20 protein-coding genes are annotated in these 21,251 nt (G+C 39.9%); 3 read left to right on the top strand and 17 right to left on the bottom strand.

Going from position 1 to position 21,251, the window contains the following annotated elements; genetic code table 11:
- Positions 1-7 precede the first annotated feature (7 nt).
- The 4 genes from H6G83_RS08010 to H6G83_RS07995 form a co-directional block, all read right to left on the bottom strand.
- Positions 8-2,161, bottom strand: coding sequence for a pentapeptide repeat-containing protein (locus tag H6G83_RS08010; RefSeq protein ID WP_190469616.1), 2,154 nt, complete (start codon positions 2,159-2,161; stop codon positions 8-10).
- A gap of 42 nt (positions 2,162-2,203) precedes the next feature.
- Positions 2,204-3,211 carry a zinc-dependent alcohol dehydrogenase family protein gene (locus H6G83_RS08005; protein ID WP_190469551.1) on the bottom strand — a complete coding sequence of 336 codons (1,008 nt, stop codon included), beginning with the start codon at positions 3,209-3,211 and terminating at the stop codon, positions 2,204-2,206.
- A 300-nt stretch (positions 3,212-3,511) separates the two neighbouring features.
- Positions 3,512-4,309 (bottom strand): hypothetical protein, encoded by a 798-nt coding sequence (locus H6G83_RS08000; RefSeq protein ID WP_190469548.1) that lies wholly within the window; start codon positions 4,307-4,309, stop codon positions 3,512-3,514.
- Between the two features lie 536 nt (positions 4,310-4,845).
- Positions 4,846-5,208 (bottom strand): four-helix bundle copper-binding protein, encoded by a 363-nt coding sequence (locus tag H6G83_RS07995; protein WP_190469544.1) that lies wholly within the window; start codon positions 5,206-5,208, stop codon positions 4,846-4,848.
- Between the two features lie 1,379 nt (positions 5,209-6,587).
- On the opposite strand from H6G83_RS07995, the gene H6G83_RS07990 reads away from it, so the two are divergent.
- Complete coding sequence (locus H6G83_RS07990; RefSeq protein ID WP_190469541.1) at positions 6,588-6,764, top strand: ribbon-helix-helix domain-containing protein; 177 nt, start codon at positions 6,588-6,590, stop codon at positions 6,762-6,764.
- A 232-nt stretch (positions 6,765-6,996) separates the two neighbouring features.
- Here the strand turns inward: H6G83_RS07990 and H6G83_RS07985 are convergent, their stop codons facing one another.
- Positions 6,997-7,182: a CopG family transcriptional regulator gene (locus H6G83_RS07985; RefSeq protein WP_190469538.1), complete on the bottom strand. Its 186-nt coding sequence runs from the start codon at positions 7,180-7,182 to the stop codon at positions 6,997-6,999.
- A gap of 290 nt (positions 7,183-7,472) precedes the next feature.
- Between H6G83_RS07985 and H6G83_RS07980 the strand changes: the two genes are divergently transcribed.
- Positions 7,473-8,225 (top strand): hypothetical protein, encoded by a 753-nt coding sequence (locus tag H6G83_RS07980; RefSeq protein ID WP_242044486.1) that lies wholly within the window; start codon positions 7,473-7,475, stop codon positions 8,223-8,225.
- Positions 8,226-8,327: 102 nt separating this feature from the next.
- Positions 8,328-8,540 (top strand): hypothetical protein, encoded by a 213-nt coding sequence (locus H6G83_RS07975; RefSeq protein ID WP_190469535.1) that lies wholly within the window; start codon positions 8,328-8,330, stop codon positions 8,538-8,540.
- Between the two features lie 271 nt (positions 8,541-8,811).
- On the opposite strand, the gene H6G83_RS07970 is transcribed toward H6G83_RS07975, so the two are convergent.
- The 12 genes from H6G83_RS07970 to rimI form a co-directional block, all read right to left on the bottom strand.
- Complete coding sequence (locus H6G83_RS07970; protein ID WP_190469532.1) at positions 8,812-12,330, bottom strand: WD40 domain-containing protein; 3,519 nt, start codon at positions 12,328-12,330, stop codon at positions 8,812-8,814.
- A gap of 788 nt (positions 12,331-13,118) precedes the next feature.
- A complete protein-coding gene (locus H6G83_RS07965) occupies positions 13,119-13,337 on the bottom strand; it encodes a hypothetical protein (protein WP_190469529.1) in 219 nt (72 codons plus the stop codon).
- 216 nt (positions 13,338-13,553) lie between these two features.
- The gene (locus H6G83_RS07960; protein WP_190469526.1) at positions 13,554-13,922 is read right to left on the bottom strand and encodes an aspartyl protease; all 369 of its coding nucleotides are present in this window, start codon (positions 13,920-13,922) and stop codon (positions 13,554-13,556) included.
- Complete coding sequence (locus tag H6G83_RS07955; protein WP_190469522.1) at positions 13,919-14,236, bottom strand: hypothetical protein; 318 nt, start codon at positions 14,234-14,236, stop codon at positions 13,919-13,921. Before H6G83_RS07955 ends, H6G83_RS07960 begins: the two co-directional genes overlap by 4 nt.
- Before the next feature lie 185 nt (positions 14,237-14,421).
- Positions 14,422-14,712 (bottom strand): DUF3349 domain-containing protein, encoded by a 291-nt coding sequence (locus H6G83_RS07950; protein ID WP_190469521.1) that lies wholly within the window; start codon positions 14,710-14,712, stop codon positions 14,422-14,424.
- A gap of 27 nt (positions 14,713-14,739) precedes the next feature.
- Positions 14,740-15,975 (bottom strand): restriction endonuclease, encoded by a 1,236-nt coding sequence (locus H6G83_RS07945; protein ID WP_190469517.1) that lies wholly within the window; start codon positions 15,973-15,975, stop codon positions 14,740-14,742.
- On the bottom strand, positions 15,959-16,240 hold the full coding sequence (locus tag H6G83_RS07940; protein WP_190469514.1) for a hypothetical protein: 282 nt from the start codon (positions 16,238-16,240) through the stop codon (positions 15,959-15,961). The genes H6G83_RS07945 and H6G83_RS07940 overlap by 17 nt, the downstream gene beginning before the upstream one ends.
- Positions 16,240-16,530, bottom strand: coding sequence for a DUF3349 domain-containing protein (locus H6G83_RS07935; protein ID WP_190469512.1), 291 nt, complete (start codon positions 16,528-16,530; stop codon positions 16,240-16,242). Before H6G83_RS07935 ends, H6G83_RS07940 begins: the two co-directional genes overlap by 1 nt.
- Before the next feature lie 15 nt (positions 16,531-16,545).
- On the bottom strand, positions 16,546-16,926 hold the full coding sequence (locus H6G83_RS07930) for a hypothetical protein (protein ID WP_190469509.1): 381 nt from the start codon (positions 16,924-16,926) through the stop codon (positions 16,546-16,548).
- Positions 16,919-17,476, bottom strand: coding sequence for a Panacea domain-containing protein (locus H6G83_RS07925; RefSeq protein ID WP_190469507.1), 558 nt, complete (start codon positions 17,474-17,476; stop codon positions 16,919-16,921). The genes H6G83_RS07930 and H6G83_RS07925 overlap by 8 nt, the downstream gene beginning before the upstream one ends.
- A gap of 225 nt (positions 17,477-17,701) precedes the next feature.
- The gene (locus H6G83_RS07920; protein WP_190469505.1) at positions 17,702-20,173 is read right to left on the bottom strand and encodes an ATP-dependent Clp protease ATP-binding subunit; all 2,472 of its coding nucleotides are present in this window, start codon (positions 20,171-20,173) and stop codon (positions 17,702-17,704) included.
- Positions 20,174-20,665: 492 nt separating this feature from the next.
- Positions 20,666-21,214, bottom strand: a complete 549-nt coding sequence (gene rimI / locus H6G83_RS07915) for a ribosomal protein S18-alanine N-acetyltransferase (protein WP_190469503.1) — start codon at positions 21,212-21,214, stop codon at positions 20,666-20,668.
- Positions 21,215-21,251 lie beyond the last annotated feature (37 nt).

Here is a 21,251-nt window from a genome sequence, read left to right as displayed (position 1 = left end):
CGATTATTTATTTCAAATAAATCAATAAATTTAACCCTGGTATAGTGCGGGAGAGTGTCCACAAAACTAGGGTGATGTAGAGTAAACCCAAAGTCCATTGATACCAAGCGAGGGTAGCAACAAGTCCTGGTAAATGTTCGTCACGCAGACGGATATCGTTAAAGCCTAATTTGACTAAATTATTCAGACTAAAATCATAATAATTCAGCCAGTTCCAACGGCGATCGCTAAGTAATGGCATATATCTTTCCCGAAAGGTTTGATTTCGGGGAATGACTGGTAAACGTCCAATGAGTAGGCGTAGTTGTCGGAAGGTTCCATCTTCGGTAAAGTAGGAAACTTTCAATAAATCATGATACCGACCTTGTTGATACAGACGCACTAATAACCCTACTGGTACAGGCACAATTATGATTAAAAGACAGGTTAATGTCAGTAAAGGCTGTTCCGCATTCTCAAAAATAGCGAATAAACTAATAAATTCTAAACAGGTGAAACTAATTAAGATAGAAACAGTTTCGTAGTATGTAGGAATAATTGCTATGGGTCGTAAACGACGGGTGCGATCTACTAACCAAAATAGTAACCCAAAATAGGCGATCGCTACTCCCCCCACACCAAACACTAACCAAAAGCTTGTACCATAGCCACTCAACAATAGTAATACGCTCAATGCTAGCCAGCGCAAAGCTTCTAGCAACCAAGTTCCCAGAGATAAAGGTTCTGCAACCACTAGGCGATCGCTCAATTTGGTATATATTTCTAAATCGATATCTGCTAAACTAAGTAACTCGCTGCTATTACGAAATGCTTTGACTTCTCGACGTTGAACAATTACATTTGCTTGAGTAGGAGAAAAACCCAAATTAATTAAACTTGTTACCGAAGCACTATTAATATTTGTGCCTATTAAACGCTTAGTTAACTCCTTTAGGCGTAATTGTTGTTTAGTATATTCTAACTGATTAGCATCAGCAACTTGCTGCTGCTGTCGGAAATTCTGCCCCAAATTCCGCAAGACATTTTGATTACCTTGTATTGTAGGTACAGAAAACATTTTACCAATCTGCCCAGGATTACCTAAAATTTTGGCTTGGTTAGAATTAAACGTTAATCCAGGCACATTTAAAAATGCTGCTTGGGAAAATATAACATCACTAAAATCAGCTTGATTGAGAATACTTGCACCACGTAAATCTACTTGCTGATTGAATAAAGCTTCGCGAAAAATTACAGCTTGTTCAAAAGTTGTTTCTGCTAAGTCAAGCTGCTGATTAAAACTAGCTTTGGTAAACCTGACTTGATTGGCAAACCTGACACCAGAAAAATCAGCCTTTTCTTGCCACTGCACAGTATTAAATTTAGCTAATTGCTTAAAAAAAGCTTGTTTAAAACTGACTGTATTTTCAAAAAAAGTTCCTTGAAAATTAGCAGCCTCTTGAAATTGTGCCTGTTTAAAATTAGCTTTATCGAAGAAAACACTATCTTGAAAATCACTAAATTGGCGAAAGCTAGTATTATGAAAATCTACAGGACGGCTAAATCTGGCTTCATTCCAGTTAGTTGTTTGTATAAATGTGGCATTGTTAGCATCAACAGATTGTAAAAAGAACGTATTGACAAAAGTGACTTCACCATTAAAGCGCGTTTGCTCTAGGGTTAATGCACCACGGAAAACAGTCACATCACTAGATAATGATGATTGAGTACCTAACAGCGATCTACAATCTTTAGAATGGGGTAAACCCACAGCTAATGATTGTAAGCAAACAAGGCGTAAACGTTCTAATTGTTCTTGTTCAGTAGCAGTGAAAATGGGGGCTATAGCCTGAGCATATAAAGGCGTTCTCAAACCCAAATCACTACCGACAAAATTCCCTTGAATCAGGGTATAACTCAAATCCAAACCCAGAGGTTTAGCGCCAGTTTTTTGTAGTTCTTTGCGTAGTAATTGATAAAAAGCATCACGAAAACCGGAGTTTTCTGGACGCAAATCGATTACCATCTGCCGCAAATCTACTGTTAAATTACCTTCGCGGAGAATTGGCGATCGCAATCTTTCTTGTAATAATTCTATAGTTAAAGGTGTGCGTTCTGATTGTGTTGGTGCAGCCAACACAGGTAAAGGAAGCAGCAACACCAACAACGCACACAAAATCAATAACTTCCAGCCAGCAAACAATCTAAGCAATGGGATTTCAACTTATTCATCGCTAAGGAGCAGAACAATTTTACCCGCAATGCTACCAGATTCAAGTAATTGATGAGCCTTAGCTGCATCTTCCAAGCCAAACTTATGACTCACAACAATTCTTAACTTACCCTGATCAATCCAATCAGCACATTCTGCCAAAATTTCTGCCTGATGTTGCTGCACCTCAACCAAGTTTAACAGCATCGGTGTCAGCATTATTTCCAAACCAATCCGCAAGTTGCGGTTTCTCGCCACCTTCCACACCGTATTTGCATCTGGTTCCAGTATCGTCACAATATCGCCGTAAATTCGCACGGCGGGAAAGGTTTTATGAAAAGTCTCACCACCAACAGTATCAAAAGCTAAATCAACCCCTTCGCCATTAGTCCAATCTAAAGCAGCTTGAGCAAAATCTGTTTGTTTATAATTAATGACATGATCAGCACCCAGTTGTCTAACAAAACGTGCCTTTTCCTCAGAACTAACAGTAGTGGCGACAGTCGCGCCTTTAAGTTTAGCTAATTGAATCGCCACATGGCCGACACCACCCGCACCCGCATGAATTAAAACTTTCTCACCTGGTTCTAATCTTCCCCGTTCATACAAAGCTTCCCAAGCAGTTATAAGTACTAGAGGCGCACCTGCGGCTTCAGCAAAAGAAAGAGACTCTGGTTTATGTGCAGCAAAGCGTTCATCAACAACAGTATACTCAGCGTAATTACCTTGATGTCCGCCTAAACCCCCGTTACAGAAATATACAGCATCCCCCACCCGAAAACGCTGCACACCAGCACCCACAGCTTCCACAATACCAGCACCATCACATCCTAAAATAGCTGGCATTTGTTCAGGGTAAAAAGTCCCACGCTTACGTAGTTTAGTATCAATAGGGTTAATACCTGCCGCCACCAAGCGGACTAAAAGTTCTGTACTCCCCACCGGAACAGCAGGGTTTGGTACTTCCTGCAATTGCAACACTTGAGGATTTCCCGGCGCTGTCATCACAACGGCTTTCACAATCTTTTCCTCCACGCTGAAATTATATGCACTAAGTGCCAATTTAGCGTATGCAAGGGGACAGTTGACAGTTATCAGTTATCAGTTATCAGTTATCAGTTATCAGTTATCAGTTATCAGTTATCAGTTATCAGTTATCAGTTATCAGTTATCAGTTATCAGTTGTTCTCCCCCACTTTTTTTCCCCTCCTGGGAGGGGTTGGGGGTGGGTTACTCCCGGTTGGTGAGTTTCGACTACGCTCAACTACCGCGTAGTCGAACCACATCTCCCCCATCTCCCCCCACTCCCCACCCAGTCCCCTACTCTATCTCCTCGCAACGAATTAACAACTTTTCCATCGCCTCTGCTAGAGAAATTAAATCACTCCAAGAAGAACCACTAACTAAACTTTGCGCGTGTGCTAGTCGGTTGCGTAATTGTTCAGCAGATTTGAGGAAGCGTTCACCAGAACGTTTTGATTTGAGTTCTAGTTGGTCAAATAGTTCTGGTTGATGTAAAACCAATTCTCGCTTGTCACAAAACTGGAGATAATCTAATAAATCTGTGGCTTCGTTTCTTTCTTGGCTTTCTCGCCATAGCCGTCGCGCCGCTTCTAAACGCTCAGGCTTAAGATATTTCTGCCAAGAATCTTGAGGATAGTAAAGCCGTACCAACCTCAGCAGGTTCATTTCTAATAAAGTCACTAAACCAAATAGCAACATCCTCACAGGTGCTTTCTGTAAGTCCCCACAGGTAATAATGCCACTTACCTGATTACAATCGAGGACAAACAAACGCGGATTTTGTTGCAAGACAGGTAGCAACTTCATCAAGGGTGTAGAAATAGCAATTAGTTCCTTGGGATGAAACACGCGCTGATAGTCACCACATTTACCAGACTTCGCTAGCATTAAACTAGAGCGTTCAACGTAGCCAGTGATAGTTTCTCCCGTTTCTACACCGACTACATCAAAATCTTGCGATCGCATCCAGCCTAACACCTCTACCACTTCCGCCTCAGCCGATACAGCTTTTAAGGGTTCTGCCACATATTCAATTGTGATATTGTTCTCAAATAACCCCCGCAAGTCTTGAGAACGTGATTTTAACTGTTTCATCTACTCATAATTAATAATTCGTAATAGTCTACAGTCAGGCTTGCGCCCAAGTAATTCGTAATTACGAATTTAACCTGAATTGATGATAGTCGTAGCTATTTAAACAACAGTCTCGCCTTCTTCTTCACACCTCGACAAAAAATTTCTCAAACTCTCCTCCAACTAATATTAATTAATATTTCCCACTCCCTAGTCGAGAGAAAAAACATTCCCCCTTCCCCCCTTCCCCTTTCCTGACAGGTGTAGGTTTTTTATTGGTGTTCCAAAAACCTTGGTTTGGGGTGTAAGGGTGTAGGGGTGTAGGGGTGTAGGGGTGGATGAAACAATGATTTTCTCGTTAGTTTTATAGTCCTTACTCACTGCTATATTAAAAACCTACACTTGTGAGCTTCTCCTTTCCCCTTTTCCCCCTTTCCCCTTCCCCCTTCCCCCTTTCCCCTTTCCCCTTTCCCTCCCCCCAAACTTCAAGCGCCCAGACTAAACAGCCTGAGCGCTTGAATATTAGGTTGCAGATAAACTTCTGCTAGGTTGTAAAATTAAGCAGGCATCATTTGCATGGATCTGCAAGCTTCGGCACATTTGCGACAAGCCATTGCACAATCCATCATCATTTGATCATCGCTCATTTGTTCACAAGTCATTGCACAGCGATCGCACATTTCGGCACATAGCATACAGGTGCGTCCCATAAATTCGGAGCCACCCATCATCATATTCATGCACATCATACACATTTCCGAGCAATCACGCATCATGCCCATCATGCTCATATCCATGTGCATACCGCCCTTGCTCATGCAGTAAGTCATGGTTTCCATGCACATTTTATGACAATCCATACAAGCTTTCATGCAGGCTTGCATTTGGGCAGTCATCATTTCCGTCATCATCATCATCATAGGAAGTACCTCGTGATTTTTTGATGTACAAATAGTCCTTTAACAGGGACTACTCATAACATTAATCCCATCCTTTTAGAGAGTCAATAGTCTGTTTCCTGCTGAGATTTATAAGTCTACTTTTCCGATATAAATAGCGGTATTTTTGACTAAATCTACATAGTTTGTAGGGGATTGTTTACAGAATCCTTGTTAATCAAGGCTTATAAACAACGGTAATCAGGTAGTATTTATTTAAGTCTGTGAACTTTTTCCTTTGGGATCAAATTACAAAGTTCAACTTGACTGGAATTACAGTTATTTTTTTGTTTAATATAATTAAAAAGATAGATTAATTTTTGTAAAAATATCTGCATTTAATCATTCTCTAGTTAGTTGTCGCGAAAAGGCTATCAAGACTTATAGTCTGTTCAGACTGGATGTAAGGCTATAGGGGCTTAGGGTTTTTTCTTCTCTAGTAAAAGTAAAATTACCGTAGTAGCTGTAGTAGCTGTAGTGGACTGTCTAGACTAAAATGTGGCAATAGATTTGGATAAATTTGAACGCAGATAAACGCAGATAAACGCAGATGAGGGTAGGGGCGCACAGCTGTGCGCCCCTACAGATCATTTACTTTAGCCTTGCCACGCCAGTAGGGTATGTTAGGCGCATACTTCCAACGTAGTTTGTCAGGGAATCATTATCTAAGGGTTTCCACAGGGAAAATAGGGCGGTGCGTAAGGCTAAAGCCACAACACAACGTCAATAAAGCGGTAGGAACTACCGTTTTTTGCCTCCGCTACGGAATATTGGCTTTTTCCTCCCTTTTTAAGGAAGTTAGGGGTGAGCAAAAGGTTGGGAAGGTGAAAGGTCAAATATACGGATGCTGTGGAGATCGCCCGATTATGACAACTTCCCTTTCCCGTAAGGGTGACAACGAGTTCTTAAACTTCTACAATAAGGAAACTCTGTCGCTTCTCTTATAAGCTTATAAGCGTTTTTATATTACTAAGATTTAAACAAGATTGTTAAATGAATTTAAAGTAACCAGATATTTGCTGATTATCACTTTGGATGGTATTATCCTTAATAAGGAATGTATAAAATTACTTACTCAAGAGGTCAAAGCAACGTCAATAATTTTTAGATAATGTTGGAAAGCTTATGTACTGTATACTTTATGTTGATGTCACTAACATCATTTTAGATGAGTAGTGTGTTAACATTCATTGCTATCTCCGAGATTTGCCCTCAGAAGTAACTGCAATTTGGTTTGGTCTTTTGTTTTATGCCGATAAATCATAGACTTTTCCAGGCATAGCAGTACATCAAAAAGTCAATAAACGTGGTTTTTAACCAATAACCTTTGTAAAACTTTACAAATTCACCAGATTTAGAGCATGAATAAAAAATGGGCTGTTAAGCGGATAACTGTAAATTTAGCTTCAAATGAAGCCGAAAACCTGGAAAAATATTGTGACCAAACCGGAAGACCAGCAACCGATGTGATTAGAGAGTTGATTCGGGGGTTAACTACAGCAAGTGCTGAGAATAGGAGTCATTCAAATTCTCTTTGATGCACATAGATAACCCCCCGTCTGTTGTACAAAAGATTTGTGAGTGCAATCACAGATCAAATTTTTAGCTTTCTAGATACGATTGGTCACCATATAGTACTGGATTTGATAAACCTCTTTTCTGTGACTTGGCTAGGCTTCAGGACTTTCTGACGTTTCCTTGTTGCAATTAATCTACTTTAGATAGTTTATTTCGGATGAAACTCTTTTAACTTAGAGTAGCAATAAGAACTTAGGCTACTGGTAACTTCTGGATGAGTTCCTCAATCACATTAGTTACCTCTTTACCAGTATGCTTACAGTAGTCTTCAAGATTCTGAGCTTCGTCTGGTGTCAAGTCTAAAGTGATTTGTCTAAATGGCGATAATTGGCTAGGGAATGTAAAACTGGCTGATGCAATTGTGTTTAGGTTGTTCATTGGCTTCGGTTCGTATATACCACATTAAATATTGCCAATTGAGAAAGGTTTTTACCAGTGAAGATCGAGATTTTAAGCTTAGACTTAAGATTTTTATTTACTTTCTTCAGAAAAAAATACTTTTTTCAATATGGTAACAAAGAAGTTATCCATTTTTTGCAGTGGGTAACTTCTCCACCCTGAATCTATGACGAGCGCAAACATCTACTTCATGGGACATTGTGGTTGTTTTCCATAGGAAAGTTCCTTGCGTCCCTACCAGAAAAAGTAGTAATGGTAGTTTACAGAGTATGGATGAAAGTGTAAAACAAACCATGCCTAAAAATATGATTGATGCAAATACTTTAGCGAAAACTCGAAAGCAATTAGATACGGCGATAATATCTGCTTGGCAGACAGTCAAGACGAATCGTCGCCCACCAGCCTTGACCCCCACTCGTTGGGTATGGCGGCTGGCTGGTTTTTACCATTTGTGCCACTCTACTCCACGATTGATGGAGGAAGCGAAAAAGCGTTTTGCTTCAGCAAATCGTCAAACCTTGGCGGAGTGGGCTGGACAGAAAGCTAGAGAAGAGGCTGGTCACGACCAACTGGCCTTGTTGGATATTAAATCTATGGGCTATCAGTCCGAAGCTGTTGTAGAAGTGCTTTTTCCTCCTGCGGCAAAGAGTTTGTTGAACTATTTTACCCGCAGTGTACAAGACTTAGATCCAATTGAATGTGTAGGTTATTCCTATACGGCAGAACGCTTAGGGATATGTATTGGAGAGGGTTACATTCAATCAGTAGAGAGATTGCTACCGCCAGGTATCAGAGCTACTCGTTGTCTACGGGCGCATAGTGCTATGAGTACTGAGGTAGAACACGTCAAAGAGACAGTGGAAATGATTGCCGGGTTAACTGAGGAAGAGTGCGATCGCGTGGCGAAGGCCTGTTACCAAGCTGCTTTGTTGCGTTTTAGCCCACCCCAAGAAGCTTACATATCAGATCAAGAGATTGAACAAATATTACAACCCCTAAAACTTGATGCTAACCATAGGTAGATTGTATTCATAACTTTTGACAATCTTTAAAATAGACAAAAGGTACTTGTTTAAAACAAGCATAACAGTGTAAAATTCAGCACAAAACCATAAAACAAGATCATGAACACACCAACAGCTATTCAACAGGAATCTTTAAATCTTGATAATTCTGCTATCCAACAGCAATCTCTAAGTCTTGATGATTCTTCTAACAGCCTCAACCAAAGCAGTTTACACATATTGGATGACATGGAGTTTGAGTTGGAAAGAATCATGTTAGAGGAACTTGCACATGGTGGATTGCCAAGTGACATTCCTATGGCTGATTTCTAGTTTTTACCTATCTGCACGGTTTAAGATAGGTTCTAACTTGTAACCTAATATCCCTCATCTGTCTAGCTTGTGGTAGCCAAAGGTGTAAAGTGGTTTAAAAGCTGCCTAGCCTAAATATATTGACAGTTTAGATAGTGAGGGAATAAAACTGTTTGAGGAAAACATCTTCTATCTATGAACATGATTCTTCAAATACGGGCTACTGTGCGTTTTTCTGTATATAGTAAACGCACTGTTTTTTCCGTTTAATCACAAAATGAGGCTGTTCTGCTTACACAATAGCTCCCAAACTTTTTAAAGTATTAATATTTGCCGTGGTTAAACCTTTAACCCCTCTGATATTCATTCCTTCATAATATTTTTTAGCTTTCAAAGTTTTTAAGCACTTGCTTGTGCTTATATCCCATACTCGAATTGTTTCATCAGCTCCACTGCTAGCTAAAGTTTTATTATCTGAGCTAAAATCTATTGACCAAACCCAAGCTGAATGTCCATGTAACGTTCTTTTGCATTCACCAGTATTAACATCCCATAACTTAATTGTGTAATCAGGACTACTACTAGCTAGAAGCTGACCGTCCCGACTAAAGGCGACTACTTTAACGATACCGTTAACACAAACCTCAAAAGTTTGGATACAAGCACCAGTTTTTACACTCCACAATCGGACTGTTCCATCATAACTGGCACTTGCTAGCAATTCACCATCTGGACTAAAAGCAATTGACCAAACCCAATTGGTATGACCCTCAAAAGTTCTTTTGCACTCACCAGTGGTGATATCCCATAACTTAACTGTTTGATCCCAAGCACAACTGGCAAGTATCTTTCCTTTAGGAGAAAAGGCAACTGACTGGATGGCAGCATGATGTCCCTGTAACGTTTGCAAATTTTGACCTGTGTTGATATCCCATAACCTGACTGTGAGGTCTTGACTGCCACTTGCCAATGTCTGTCCATCGGGACTGTAAGCAACTGACAAAACCAGAGCTTGATGTCCGTGAAAACTTTGCAGGACTTGACCCGTACTAATGTTCCATAACTTCACTGTTTGATCGTCACTACCAGTTGCTAATATTTGTCCATTTGGACTAAAAGCTACTGCTCTGATTGCAGCATAATGTGCTTGGAAAATTTGTAAAACTTGATCCGTATTAATATCCCATAACCTCACTATTTGGTCTTGATTGCCACTTGCCAATGTCTGTCCATCGGGACTGTAAGCAATTGACCAAAACTGGCTGGTATATCCACTGAAAGTTTTCAGACATTGACCAGTACTAACGTCCCATAATTTCATTGTTTGGTCTGCACTGCCACTAGCAAGAATATTTCCTTGTTGATCAAAAGCAACAGAATAGACCCAACCGGAATGTCCCTGAAGGGTTTTGAGACATTGACCTGTGCTAGCGCTCCATAGTTTTACTGTATGGTCGAGACTGGCACTAGCAATAAGGTTGCCTTGAGGATTAATAGCAACTGACCAGATCGCTGCATTATGCCCTTGTAGAGTTTTAATACATTCACCAGTGCTAAGGTTCCATAACTTTACTGTTTGGTCATCGCTGCTACTTACTATCGTCTGACCGTCAGGATGGATAGTTATTGAGCGTATCCCATCATGATGCCCCCGTAAAATTTTCAGGCATTCACCAGTGTTAACATCCCATAATTTAATGGTGTTGTCATCACTGCCGCTTAAGAACATCTGACCATCAAGGGTGAAAATCACACAAACTATCCAGCTTGTATGTGCTTGAAAACTTTTGAGGCATTGACCACTATTAACATCCCATAGTTTGATTGAGCGGTCATTGCTACCACTTACTAGTATTTTACCATCTGGGCTGAAGGCAACTCCCCACACCTCATGTTCGTGTCCTTGTAAAGTTTGTAGGCATTTCCCTGTATTCACATCCCACAATTTCACATTGTGGTCGCTACTACTGCTAGCCAAGATGCTACTATCAGGACTAAAGACTAGTGATGGAATCCAGTTACTATGACCTTGACAAGTAAGAATTTGCCTTGCATCTGCCACTTGGTATAAGCGAATTTCGCCATTAGTATCACCCATAGCCATAAGTTTGTTATTAGGGCTAAAAGCTATTGATAAAACACCACCAAAGGTTTCAGCAAAAATAGATTTAGTTAAATCAGCATTTTGGAAATTGACATTGTGCAGTTTTACATTCCGCAAGTCTGCTTGCCAAATTGTCATTTCTGAGAAATTATACCCTGTTAAATCTGTTTGTAGTTGACAAAGCAAATTCAGAATATTTCCACCTGTATAGCCTAGTTCTTGAGGAAATTCTTCTCGTAACTTGGCTAGGATTTTAGTTAATTTATTTTCAATAGCTTTTTTGCTTCTAAAAACGGTGATCAGCCCATCAATAACTGGTTTAAGGATGAGGCGATTTTGCGTTTCTCTGATATAATCTTTAGCTGTTGCCTTACTCAATGCGTGGCATCGAAAAAGCTGAATATTCTCAGTTGCAATCTCTTCACAGACTTGCTCTATCAATACCTGAGTGACATATTCCATGACTACAGGCTGTAGAGTGAAGCTAGTGGTACTTTTCTCAACTAGCGATCGCCTTACCAGAGATTCTAAAGCCTCCAGTAATTTTTGTAATGGTACTGGCGATAAAATATCATCTCGCAACTCTGATATTGATATCGGCTCACAATTAATTGCTAGCCAATACATGATTTCTTTTTCTAAATCTGATAACCGCTCAAACTGCTGGTCTAAAATATCACGAATATCACCAAAAACAAAAGTATTTTGTTGCAGAAACTCAGTGACATTACCGCCGAATACGTCTTCAATGGTAGTAGCAACTATTTTTAAAGCCAATGGATTACCTCCATAGCATTCAATCATGGCTTCCCATTCATCTTCTGCTGCTGATAATCCTTTGACTTTTAAAATTTCCTGCCCTTCCACTACCTTTAAACCACTTAGTTGTAGAGAGCGAACGGGTAATGATTTTCCTTCCAATAAACTTAATTCTTTAAATTTTTCTCGACTAGTCAGCACTAAGCAGCTTTGGTGAGTTGCTTCTCCTAAGCGTTTAAACATCTCACCATACTCCTCATATCCTTCTCGATATTGTCCAGCCCGACTCCCATAACGTAATATTGACTCAGCATTGTCCAATATCAGCAGACAGCGATGCTGTTGCAGATAATGAATGAGTCGTGATATTCTATCGCTGAGGCTTTCTGGTAAGTTAGCTTCTATTTCCTGACCTTCCGATAGGAACTGGAGTAACTGAGTGAGTACAGTCTTGAAGGGTGGCGCTTCTCGTAGCGATCGCCAAATCACACATTCAAATTCTTCTTGAATTTGTTGAGCCAGCTTGACAGATAGAGATGTTTTACCAATGCCACCCATCCCTAATAATGCGACCAATTGGCAGCGCTCATCAAGAATCCATTCCTCTAATGTAGCAAGCTCTTCTTTACGTCCATAAAAAACAGGAATAAAGTTAGCATCGCCCCAATCTAGACGAGTAGTTGAGTTGAGATAGTCACTCTCATGTAATTTTGAATTAAAAATTAAAAACAATTTTTCCAGAGTTTTTTTATCAACGCCTCCTTCCCGATTCAGTACTTTTGAGATTGTACTCGTATGCAGCCCTGAAAGCGTGCTTATTTCTTCTAGCGTGTAGCTATTGCCAAAGTTGTCGTTTGCTTCTGACTTACGCCTTGCTTCCTGAAGTTTTTGTAAACCCCTGGTAGTAAGTGCAACACCTCGTTTGCGTCTCGAATTCTGTAATACCATGTATCAAAAAATATAAATAAGCTTTCAGTTCTAAGGCTTTAGTAATAATTAAAATTATCGCATCTATTCAAGTTACTGAATGTATTCCCCCACTCTTTGGTCTAACCAGCCACAAAAATATAATAGGGGCTAGATGTAAGGTGACAGGCTAAAAAGCAGCTTACTATAAATCATAGTCTATGATCCATTTATGTCCTATATCCTCATTTATGGGGCGACTGCTGTAGATTTTTGATTATCCAGAGTCCAGTACCCACTACAAAGTCACAGTAATCTTATCCCATTTCCCGAAAATATTGATACCGTTAATATCCTTAGTTTTCTCAGCTTCCACAGTCGCTGTTCTTGATGTGACCAAAGAGAATTTCTGAGGCTATGCTATTTTTAAATGGCTGCATAATTGCTTGATATAATGGTTTTACACAGCGATCGCTTATAGCAGGATACAGGCTTGAAAGTCTTTTATTGTCGAGTTTTTATAATTATTATAATCTCTATATCTATGGGAATTACTGAATAAAATATTATATTATGTTGGTGTATGCTAGCAAAAAGCCACATCCTAAGTTATTACCATAAAACTGTTGATAGAGAAAAAACTACAACAAGTGCTAATGTATTTTAGCAAACAAACAAGTTATCTTGATCAATATCCAAATCAATCGTTACTACATCTATTTGCTTGATAGTATTATCCTGATATCTACAGATTAATAAGATAGTTAATTAACAATTCAGTTTGTAGTAAGGACTTTAGTCCTTTTTTAAAGATTAAAGGCATAGGAGAGTTAATAGTTAACCAAGTCTACTGTTTCTAATTCTTGCCATTCCTTATCTTGTTGATAATGAAGTAACATTAACTCTGCTTGTTCTGCTAATATACGTCGCCTTGCTTCTAATGACAACTGCATAAATTCGCGTCGGTTAATGTTGAGAGATTTTCCCGATATATCTACAGCCTCTGGCTGGGAATTATTTATCTGACTAGTAGGTTTTGATACTTCCATAAAGTAGAAGTGAATGCTTCTTAGTTTTTTGTAGCGATCGCCTACTCATTATACAAGCTTTTTCTGAGGATATAGTTGAGCGATTACCTACAGTAGGGCGGGGCATCGTCGCACTTAATTACAGCATATTTTCATTCTGACTAACTATAGTCAAACGGCAACGCATATATTATGGAATAATTGAATGTAGATTTGAGCCAATAATTCAACTCAGCTTCAGCCTAAAGTCAATATTCCTGCTGAATAATTCACTGATAGCGGTAATATTGTCAACCATTGTAAACCCAATAAAGGCTCAGAAATGCCTTCACCAGCTAATACAGGAATAATATACTCCTGTCCATCTATTATGACTTTACCTTCATATATATTAAAGAACGCTTCTCCTCTTGCCATTTGCATGATTTTATCGCGTTCAATTAAGCGCCATCCAATACTTTCAGCATCTTGTATATCAACCGCCAACCAGCCAGATGTAAATCCTGTATCTAATAAAACTTCAATAGAAAAACTATCTTCATCAGATGAAATAATTTCTATCTCAAAGATTAACTCTCCAAGTTCACCAAATTGACCAGAAATCATATCCGTCCACAAGCGCCTGTTTCATTGAGACGGAATGTCACCAGCCAACCAGTAGGATATTTTTCCCGCGCTTTTTTTTCAGCTACATTGTCATTTACATCAATAAAATAATCACCACTATTTGGTTCAATCACAATAAACCAGTTGTAATGTTCATTTATTAATTGCGGACAAACTCTGTCAAAAACAACACGCGCTTTTTGACAACGAGCGTTTCTTTCATCTCTCCGTCTAGCTAATTCTTCAGGTGGTAGGGTAAATTCTGGAAAGATTCTTCCTGGTTGACGACGGCGCACGGGTTTTTTATTAGTCATAGATAATTAACTCAAGTCTACTTACTACCTATGGTAGTTGGTGAACAAGAGAAAATAAAGCATAGGCAGGACTACGCGCACTAACTTTTTGCAAAAGTGCGATCGCCTACTCATTCTACAAGCTTTTTACAGAGGATATGGTTGAGCGATCGCTCTTACTCATTCAAAATAAATAACATTTAGAATCATTCTTCTAGCCACTGTTGATAACCACAAGTAAGTAAATGATTTTTTAAATTAGCAACAGCGTCAGCTTTAGGAATATTAATTGACTGTACTCGATACACATCGTTAAGCACCAAACTATATTCTTTACCAAGGTAGTAAGCGATTACTTCTGCTAAGTTCCTATCTGACATTTCCTCACTTAGTAACGCTAAAAGTGGTTCATAATCTTCTGCTGCAATACCATTAGGGAAAGTACATTGGATTAATTTATAGGTGCTTTGTAGATGAGGTAGAATTGTTGTTTGCATAAATATTGACCAATTTCCGTCTAGATGCTATCTCAAGCCAAATTCAGCAATCAATGCCGGTTTAGAAGCTAACAGACTTTCCAAACGGCTTTCTGCCCACAACTCAATTTTCATCGCTGAGTCTGATAGATTATGCCGCTCAACAAAGGTAACAGCATCAGCTGTAAAACGTCCTGTCGTAGCAATAATTAAATTATCTATTCGAGGCGGTTCCCAAAGTTTTACTTGGTCTTTTAAAGGACTAATATCTGGTAAAGAAATACTTTTATTAAGCCAACGCTTACACTGGATGATAGTTCTTTGACGTATTACTCCACTCAATGGATCGCGATAAACTCGATAAACAGACAAATCACGTCCCCGATCTGGGGCATTTGTGTGCATTAACCATTCAGCGTTTTCATAGCTCTGTTCTGAAGTAACTAGATTAAAGATTAAACGTTCAAAATCTGCTTCAGAAAGGTTGTTCCACTTTAATTTAGTAATAATATTTCCTGAAGGGTTTGATGCAACAAGTTCACCTAAATCTTGAATATCTACTGGAATTGGCTCATCTAAGGTATAAAGAGATTTATTGATTCCAGCTTTCACAGATGGCCAATCATAAAGAATAATATCTCTTAAATCATGAATTTCTGCAAATGAAAGATGGCGGCTCATATCACTCCAGCCTTTAGGCCGATTTACACTACTGCCGATTAATACATCTATTTCTTTTATGTTTTCTTTGACTTTTTGCAAAGCAGAATCTTTAATTTTCTTAGAAGCTATCTCTTGCCATCTTTGAACATCTTCTTCATTGTCGAAATCGATTGTATCTTCATAATCAATAGGATAATTTTCTTGTAGTTTTTCTAAGAGATGATCTATTTCATTAGAAATTTGTATAATTCGATTTTGAATAAGGTTTCGTCGCTTCTGATTGAATTTATATCTATATTCTCTTAACTCTTTACCAGGCTGCTCAATTTGACGCTCTACATCAATTTGATTTATTGTATCTCCAAATTCACGAGCATCTAAACGATTTTGAGCTATCTCATCTAGATCCCAAGGTATTGTTTGTGGTTTCCACCCATCAATCGACGGCAATCCTGTGAGTATATGTTTATATGAGCGTAAAGCATCCTCATACATAGGATTTGCAGCGAAAACAATGCCATTAGGTATATTTTTTTGTAACAAATCCCATTGTTTCTCAAGTTTAACTAAATTTGCCTCAGTAGCTTCAAATTGACGTAGTGCTTTATCTAATTGAGTCATATAATTCCGTAGCTAATAATCTACCTTCAATTGGTTCATACTCATCTCCTAGTAACCATGATTTTGCTGCTTCATAATTACTACTAGAAAATACAATCTTATAACCCTGTGCTGGGTCATAAATTTGACAGTTTTGCTCACTATCACAGAGTAATAAAAGAATGTATGAAGGCGATAACATCGGCTCTATCCATACTTCTGTAAATTCCCAGTTATTCTTGACTTGATCTGGTGCGGGGGATGATGTGGTATTGGTTGTCTGCATTATTCCTCTAACCACTCTTGATAACCACAACTATGTAATTTGATTTTTAAATTATCAATAACTTCAGCTTTAGGAATATTAATTGACTGTACTCGATACACATCGTTAAGTACCACGCTATATTCTTTACCAAGGTAGTAAGCGATTACTTTTGCTAGGTTCCTATCTGAAATTTCCTCACTTAGTAAAGCTACAAGTGGTTCATAATCTTCTACTTCAATACGATTAGGAAAAGCACATTGGATTAATTTATAGGTGTTTTGTAAATGAGGCGGAATAATTAGCTGCATTAGTAATATTCCAACTCAACAATTTTGAAGTATAGTTTTAAATTTCTTTTTTAACCGTTTGGAAATTAACCCACCTTGCTGAATTTTTGATAAAACTGAGGGTGAACAAGTACCTTTAGGAATAGGACTACCAGCACTAATTAAACCTGCAAGTACAGTAGGATTCATTATACGAGCATATTGGTATGCTACAACAGACTCACGCACAATAAAATTAGGTACATCCGCACCAGGTAGAAGAATACAAACAGCTTCCGAATTAGGTTTACGAGTTGTTATATTGACGAATAAATACTCAGTGTCAGAAGTTTGTGCTATAGCAATATAAAGATGCTGTCCATTCGGAGGTGTGTCTATTAAAAAAGCATCCCCCAGATTAATGGTGATGCTAGACATTCATAACCTCATCTAAATAGGCTTCCCGAATAGCTTCTTGTCTAATTTCCTCTATTTCTTCGTTACTTTTACCAACATTTTGCAGAATTTCTTCTACTGCAATGGGAATAGCAGAACCATGAGGATCTTGCCATTCTGGTAAATCATGAGTCCATTCAGCAACATGAAATGGGTCAAGATGTCCAAAGGTTTGATATACTTCTAAAATAATCTCTTCTTCCTCTTGACATAATTCCTCATTTCCTGGGTCTTTGAGTAATTCAACAGAATTTGCGCTACGACGAGAAATATACTCAGACCACAGAGGTAGAGCATCATCGACAGGTTGACCTTTAATTAGGTCATAAACACCACTAAGGACAGGCCCATAATCCATCGATACATAATGATCACCAGTGATTGGTTGATCCATGCGTTCTAAAGCAATACGATCAGCTATGTACAGCATCTTTAGTAAGCCTAAATATTTCATAGGCTTACCATGCAGCTTCAGAAATGTAGCAGCCGCTTCCACAGCTTTTTCAGGATGAAACCTAAACTGGATAGTCATAGTTACCCTTGAGAAGCATTATTAGTACATATATATTATAATAACTTAACATCTGAAAACTAACGTTAAAATTTATTATACAGATATAGTTACGTAGCATTATTAAACATATTGAAAGAGTAATATTTCTCTTTATTTACGTCTTTGGGCGAAATAAAAAACGGTAGAGAAATTATCCTCTACCGCTTGCTAATTTTCACTTGAGAATTAAATTCCCAACTTTAACTATGACTCAACACCTTGGGGTAATAACTCCCGACGCTGTTGAGAACTAACTTGCACAGTGCCGTTTTCATCGACATCAACAAAGGCGATATCGCCATCTTTGATGCGACCAGAAAGAATTTCTTCGGCGAGGCTATCTTCCAGCAAGCGCATGATGGCACGACGTAATGGTCTTGCGCCGTAGCTGGGGCTGTAGCCTTCTTGGATAAGTCTGTCTTTGAAGCGATCGCTTACTTCTAAAGTTATACCTTTTTCTGTCAAGCGACCAAATACTTCTTTGAGCATGATATCCGCAATCTCGGTAACTTCTGCCTTGCTCAACTGACGGAAGACGATAATCTCATCTAGACGGTTGAGGAACTCAGGACGGAAGTATTGCTTCAATTCTTCGTTCACCAAGGAGCGAATACGGTTGTATTGTGATTCGCTTTGGTTGTCGGCGAACTCGAAACCGATACCGCCGCCACCTTTCTCGATTACCTTGGAGCCGATGTTGGATGTCAAAATCAGCAAGGTGTTCTTGAAGTCTACGGTGCGTCCTTTAGCATCTGTTAATCGACCGTCTTCTAAAATTTGCAGCAGCATATTGAAGACATCGGGGTGGGCTTTTTCGATTTCGTCGAACAGTACGACGGTGTAAGGACGACGGCGGACAGCTTCGGTTAATTGTCCACCTTCGTTATAACCAACGTAACCTGGCGGTGAACCAATCAATTTACTGACGGTGTGACGTTCCATGTACTCGGACATATCCAAGCGGATCATTGCTTCCTCGGAACCGAAGAAGTATGAAGCTAAGGATTTCGCCAACTCGGTTTTACCTACACCAGTCGGCCCAGAGAAGACAAAGCTAGCAATGGGTCGGTTGGGGTTCTTCAAACCAACACGAGCGCGACGAATGGCTCGTGAAACTGCTTTCACCGCATCTTCTTGACCGATTAAGCGCTGGTGCAAGGTGTCTTCCATGTGCAGCAGCTTTTCCGATTCAGATTCGGTCAGCTTGTTGACGGGAACGCCTGTCCAAGAAGCAACGATGTGTGCAATATCTTCCTCGGTCACTACAGGCTCTTCACCTTCTGTGCCAGAAGCATTGGTCTTGCTTTGGGCGATCGCGCGAATTTCGGCTTTGATTTCCATTTCGCGATCGCGCAGTTCCCCAGCTCTATCAAAGTCTTGGGAACGGACAGCATCATCTTTTTCTTTTAAGATTTGGCGCAGTTCTTTATCTAACTCTTTGGCTGCGGGGGGCAGTTGGGAGTTGATCAACCGCACACGAGAACCAGCTTCATCAACCAAGTCGATGGCTTTGTCTGGCAGATAGCGATCGCTAATATAACGATCTGATAATTTCGCTGCTGCGACTAAAGCCTCATCGGAGATTTTCAGCTTGTGGTGTTGCTCGTAGCGATCGCGCAAACCATATAAAATTTCTATTGTTTCATCGACGGTAGGTTCACCGACCATTACTGGCTGGAAGCGCCGCTCTAACGCTGCGTCCCGTTCGATGTGCTTGCGGTACTCGTCTAAGGTTGTCGCCCCGATACATTGCAATTCACCCCGCGCCAAAGCTGGCTTGAGGATGTTTGCCGCATCGATTGCGCCTTCCGCCGCACCTGCACCGATGAGGGTGTGTACTTCGTCTATTACAAGAATTACATTTCCCGCTTGCCGAATCTCATCCATGATTTTCTTCAAGCGTTCTTCAAATTCACCCCGGTACTTGGTTCCAGCGACCAACAGACCGATATCTAGAGTCACAACACGCTTATCTTCGAGGATGTCGGGGACATCTTTGTTAGCGATGCGTGATGCTAGACCTTCGGCGATCGCGGTCTTACCAACCCCAGGTTCACCAATCAAGACTGGGTTATTTTTTGTACGGCGACCCAAAATTTGAATCACACGCTCGATTTCCTTGGCGCGTCCCACCACAGGGTCAAGCTTGTTATCAGTAGCCATTTGGGTCAGGTTAGAGCCAAATTCATCCAAAGTTGGTGTTTTGGTGCGTCCAGATTGACCAGTCGCTGAAACCTCGGCGGTTTCTCCCAACATCCTGATGACTTGGGTTCTTACCTTCGATAGATCCACCCCAAGATTCTCCAGCACCCTGGCTGCCACACCTTCCCCTTCCCGGATCAGGCCCAACAGCAGATGCTCGGTGCCAATGTAGTTATGCCCTAATTGGCGCGCTTCTTCTAGGGATAGCTCTAGAACCCGCTTTGCCCGTGGCGTAAACGGAATTTCCACGGCCACAAAGCCCGAACCCCGGCCTATGATTTTTTCTACTTCAATGCGGGCATCTTTGAGATTGACTCCCATCGATTTCAGCACCTTGGCCGCAACTCCCGTACCTTCCCCTATCAAACCCAGGAGGATTTGTTCGGTTCCAACAAAGTTGTGACCTAAACGGCGGGCCTCTTCTTGGGCCAGCATGATTACTTTAATGGCTTTTTCTGTGAAGCGCTCAAACATGGCTTTATCCTATCACCTGCGTCGTGCCGGTACGCTGATTTTAGCACAGGCTAAGAGTTTGGATGTCTGTATCTAAAGATAATCAGCATCCAAAAGCTATCACATCTGTTGATAGCCTGATAGTTATTCGTTTATTACTTTTGCCCTGCCAACTTTACTGAGGAGTTTGAATTTATTGGCATTTGTGGGCTTGAATAATATACAGCCGAAGATTAAGGTGGCTATTTTTATAAGCTGTCACAAATATCCATTATTAGCACAATTAGGGTACTAATATCAAGATTTTTTATCAAAAAATATCTTATTTAAAACACTTTTCGTTTAATTATTAAATAATCTAATGGGTTTACATCAAGAAAATTACATTATTTTTCATTAAGTTAGTCTTTTTCAATATCGACAACTAAGCCAAGGTGTGTATTGGGGACAGTTATCAGTTAACAGTGAACAGTGGACAGTGAAAATAACCTGACAACTGACAACTAATAACTGTCAACTGTCAACTGTCCAGTGACTATGAGCCAAGTCATCGAGAATAATAGTTTCCCAGTGTTGTAATTTCTTTTGAAACTGAGGATATTGTAAGTCGGGAAGCCAGAGAATTAGGGCATCTTCGCCATTATCTTGGTAATAACCCCGTCGCTTGCCTGCGGTTTTGAACCCAAATTTTTCGTATAAAGATATTGCTGCTGTATTGGAAGCACGAACTTCTAGGGTGGCTCGCTCTAAACCGCGATCGCCAGCTGTTTTGAGGAGAAAATATAATAAAGCCTGTCCCAAACCTTGACGGTGATATCGGGGATGAACAGCCACAATTGTAATGTGGGCTTCTTCTAAAATTGACCAAAAACAACCCATTCCCAGTAACTTGACAGTGGACTGGGGAGAAAATAAACCTAGCAAATCACTGTTGGGACTATCCAACTCTCTTTGGTAGCCCTCCATAGTCCATAGTCCACCAAAACAGGCTTGATCCAGTTCAAGGATTGCAGTTAAATCCTGCGCGGTGAGGGTTTTAAGTTTTAAGCTGGATAATATCACTTTTATCTTGGATAAGAATACAAACCCTTTGTAAACT

Origin of the sequence: Anabaena azotica FACHB-119, from assembly GCF_014697625.1 — a bacterium.
GTDB classification, from domain to species: domain Bacteria; phylum Cyanobacteriota; class Cyanobacteriia; order Cyanobacteriales; family Nostocaceae; genus Trichormus; species Trichormus azoticus_A.
Note: the sequence above shows the minus strand (reverse complement) of the source record. Positions and strands in the feature narration are given on the sequence as shown.

Bases quoted from the DNA above. Each gene is read 5' to 3' on its own strand.
- H6G83_RS07955 (WP_190469522.1), bottom strand. From the start codon at position 14,236: ATGACTAATAAAAAACCCGTGCGCCGTCGTCAACCAGGAAGAATCTTT.
- H6G83_RS07935 (WP_190469512.1), bottom strand. From the start codon at position 16,530: ATGCAGCTAATTATTCCGCCTCATTTACAAAACACCTATAAATTAATC.
- H6G83_RS07945 (WP_190469517.1), bottom strand. From the start codon at position 15,975: ATGACTCAATTAGATAAAGCACTACGTCAATTTGAAGCTACTGAGGCA.
- H6G83_RS07990 (WP_190469541.1), top strand. From the start codon at position 6,588: ATGAATAAAAAATGGGCTGTTAAGCGGATAACTGTAAATTTAGCTTCA.
- H6G83_RS07980 (WP_242044486.1), top strand. From the start codon at position 7,473: ATGGATGAAAGTGTAAAACAAACCATGCCTAAAAATATGATTGATGCA.
- H6G83_RS07925 (WP_190469507.1), bottom strand. From the start codon at position 17,476: ATGACTATCCAGTTTAGGTTTCATCCTGAAAAAGCTGTGGAAGCGGCT.
- H6G83_RS07920 (WP_190469505.1), bottom strand. From the start codon at position 20,173: ATGTTTGAGCGCTTCACAGAAAAAGCCATTAAAGTAATCATGCTGGCC.
- H6G83_RS07940 (WP_190469514.1), bottom strand. From the start codon at position 16,240: ATGCAGACAACCAATACCACATCATCCCCCGCACCAGATCAAGTCAAG.
- H6G83_RS07975 (WP_190469535.1), top strand. From the start codon at position 8,328: ATGAACACACCAACAGCTATTCAACAGGAATCTTTAAATCTTGATAAT.
- H6G83_RS07960 (WP_190469526.1), bottom strand. From the start codon at position 13,922: ATGATTTCTGGTCAATTTGGTGAACTTGGAGAGTTAATCTTTGAGATA.
- H6G83_RS08000 (WP_190469548.1), bottom strand. From the start codon at position 4,309: ATGAAACAGTTAAAATCACGTTCTCAAGACTTGCGGGGGTTATTTGAG.
- H6G83_RS07995 (WP_190469544.1), bottom strand. From the start codon at position 5,208: ATGATGATGATGATGACGGAAATGATGACTGCCCAAATGCAAGCCTGC.
- H6G83_RS07970 (WP_190469532.1), bottom strand. From the start codon at position 12,330: ATGGTATTACAGAATTCGAGACGCAAACGAGGTGTTGCACTTACTACC.
- H6G83_RS07950 (WP_190469521.1), bottom strand. From the start codon at position 14,712: ATGCAAACAACAATTCTACCTCATCTACAAAGCACCTATAAATTAATC.
- H6G83_RS07985 (WP_190469538.1), bottom strand. From the start codon at position 7,182: ATGAACAACCTAAACACAATTGCATCAGCCAGTTTTACATTCCCTAGC.
- H6G83_RS07965 (WP_190469529.1), bottom strand. From the start codon at position 13,337: ATGGAAGTATCAAAACCTACTAGTCAGATAAATAATTCCCAGCCAGAG.
- H6G83_RS07930 (WP_190469509.1), bottom strand. From the start codon at position 16,926: ATGTCTAGCATCACCATTAATCTGGGGGATGCTTTTTTAATAGACACA.